The organism is Streptococcus sp. DD11 (assembly GCF_001578865.1).
GTDB classification, from domain to species: Bacteria; Bacillota; Bacilli; order Lactobacillales; family Streptococcaceae; genus Streptococcus; species Streptococcus panodentis.
The window spans coordinates 210872-213331 of record NZ_KQ969392.1; the positions used below are offsets into that span (position 1 = coordinate 210872).

A 2460-nucleotide genomic window follows, 5' to 3' on the forward strand; every position below is an offset into this window, starting at 1 on the left:
TCTCTTTAAGCTTCAGACAGGGGTCGCCGTTTCAGATACCCAGACTGGGCTGCGGGCCTTTACGACCAATATGATTCCCTTCATGATGCAGGTAGAAGGTCAGCGTTATGAATATGAGATGAACATGCTCCTTGAAGCTTCCAAGGAATACCCGATTTTGGAAGTGCCCATTGAGACGGTTTATATCAATGACAATGAGGGCTCGCACTTTAGACCCGTTCGGGATGGACTCATGATTTACAAAAATATCTTCAAATTCGCGCTGACTTCTCTCAGCAGCTTTGTCGTAGACTACATCGTCTATGCTCTGGCACTGCTCTTCTTGGCAGCCGTGCCCATTAGCCTGAGGATTCTGCTGGCCAACGGCATTGCCCGCGTCACCAGCTCCATTTTCAACTATTCAACTAACAAAAAGCTGGTCTTTAAAAACCAAGACAGCATCCTCAAAACCGGCACCGGCTATTTCAGCCTAGCTCTGGGGCTCTTTATCCTTGACACCCTCCTGATTCGGCTCTTTTACGCCGTCTTCGGCCTCAATCTCCTCCTTGTGAAAATCATCGTGGGGATGCTGCTCTTTGCCCTTTCCTGGCTGGTGCAAAAAAAGTTTATTTTCAAAGAAAGGACACATACCGCATCATGAAATTCCTAAAAAAACGCTATGTCTACGCCTCGATTCTGGGGCTGCTGCTGACCGGCTCTTTCAGCTACTCCATGCTCAAGACCTTTGTCATCGCTGAGACCATTTCAACGGTTTCTACCACGGCATCAGCTTCCAATACAGAAGCAGCCAGCAAGGCCGCCGAGACAGCGACGACGACCGATAGCAGCTATCAGGATGACAATATCTCCGTTTCCATCACAGAGAAAACTGTCAGCAACACGCAGGTCTACATTGCCGACGTAACGGTCAGCTCTTCAGAATATCTGAAAACGGCCTTTGCCCAAAACACCTATGGGACCAATGTCACGGCCAAGACTTCTGAAACAGCAGCCAACAACAACGCCATTCTGGCTGTTAACGGAGACTACTACGGGGCCAACTCCACCGGCTATGTCATCCGCAACGGCGTGGTCTACCGGGATACTGTCCGAGAGGATGCCAGCAATGGAGATCTGGCCATTTACAAAGACGGCTCCTTTAAAATCGTCTATGAAAATGAAACCTCTGCCGACCAGCTGGTCGCAGACGGGGTGGTCAACCTTCTGGCCTTCGGCCCATCTCTGGTAGAAAACGGGGAAATCACCGTCTCTACCAATTCCGAAGTCGGCCAGTCCATGTCTTCGAATCCGCGGACAGCTATCGGCATCATTGATGAAAACCATTATATCATCGTGGTATCCGACGGCCGGACCTCTGAAAGCGAGGGCCTGTCGCTCTATCAGCTGGCCGAAGTCATGAAATCCTACGGCGCAACCACTGCCTATAATCTGGATGGCGGCGGATCTTCTACCCTTTACTTTAATGGTCAGGTCATTAACAAGCCTACGACCAATGGAAATACTATCTCAGAAAGGTCGGTGAGTGACATTGTCTACATCGGTTACTAATCCCAGCAAAAAACGTTTCAGAAAAACAGCCATCGTTTACATCATTCTAAGCATTTTCTTCTTTGCTTTCAGCAGGATTTACGAATCCTTTAGCTTTGGCGAAACTTCTGTCCACATGCACTATCTCTTTGCAGTACCTGTGATTGGCGGCACCGTCCTGCTCCTGCTGCTGAAGCTGATTCCCAATCTGTCCCGTCTCAGCCTCAACCTCTGGAATTCAGCCGTAGCGGTCATTACAGCCGGTGTGCTCTTCCGCGGCATTGTCAACCTGTCCGGCCGCTCCACTACTCTGGACATGCCCTACTGGTATGTCGGTATCGCCTTTGCAGCTCTGGCCCTGCTAAGCATGCTCTTTACGCGCAGCGTGTGGAATGCAGAAGTACCTGCCCAGCCGGCTCCCAGCAAAAAAGAAGGTGAAAGACTAAGCCGGCGTGAAAGCTACAGTCAAGTATAAAGCAAAAAACCTCAGATTTTTCTCTGAGGTTTTTAATGTAATGGTAATCCTTCTGACCATTCATTACTCTGAACAGTTAGGAAGATTTGCTTCTTCATTCACACTCATAGACACTGCCCGTCAGGGGATCGATGACCTGGACCAGCTTGAAATGGCCTTGATCATACTGGTAATGACAGATGGCACAGTTGCCAAAGCGGACCTTGGAATCCAGAGCCTGAGCCGCAACTTTGAGATAGAAGGCCCACATGGCCCCGCCGTGGCTGACGACCAGAGTCGGCTCCTGCCGGTCGGCCTTGTCCATGACCTGAGTCAGAGTAAGCAGCATGCGCTCGCCAACCTGCTCTGCATCTTCTCCGCCGTAGGGGACAAAGAGATCTTCAAAGGACACCGCTCCCGGCCGAAATGTTGGCTGCAGGCGCTCAGGCTGGGCCTCAAAAAGGCCGAAATGCCATTCC

General features: G+C 50.5%; 4 protein-coding genes. 3 read left to right on the top strand and 1 reads right to left on the bottom strand.

Annotated features, from left to right (window positions below; all coding sequences use genetic code 11):
* The 3 genes from STRDD11_RS01010 to STRDD11_RS01020 form a co-directional block, all read left to right on the top strand.
* Positions 1-640 (top strand): GtrA family protein (locus tag STRDD11_RS01010; RefSeq protein ID WP_206512667.1); only part of this gene is annotated, 640 nt, incomplete at its 5' end.
* Complete coding sequence (locus STRDD11_RS01015) at positions 637-1548, top strand: phosphodiester glycosidase family protein (RefSeq protein ID WP_128834490.1); 912 nt, start codon at positions 637-639, stop codon at positions 1546-1548. The genes STRDD11_RS01010 and STRDD11_RS01015, both read left to right, overlap by 4 nt.
* Positions 1529-2002, top strand: a complete 474-nt coding sequence (locus STRDD11_RS01020; RefSeq protein WP_164828330.1) for a hypothetical protein — start codon at positions 1529-1531, stop codon at positions 2000-2002. The genes STRDD11_RS01015 and STRDD11_RS01020 overlap by 20 nt, the downstream gene beginning before the upstream one ends.
* Before the next feature lie 94 nt (positions 2003-2096).
* Here STRDD11_RS01020 and STRDD11_RS14025 read toward each other — a convergent pair.
* Positions 2097-2460: histidine phosphatase family protein (locus tag STRDD11_RS14025; RefSeq protein ID WP_241209268.1), on the bottom strand; the 364-nt coding region annotated here is incomplete at its 5' end.

What these genes read in the sequence shown, in the direction of transcription:
- STRDD11_RS01015 (WP_128834490.1), top strand. Translation starts at nt 637, where the DNA reads ATGAAATTCCTAAAAAAACGCTATGTCTACGCCTCGATTCTGGGGCTG.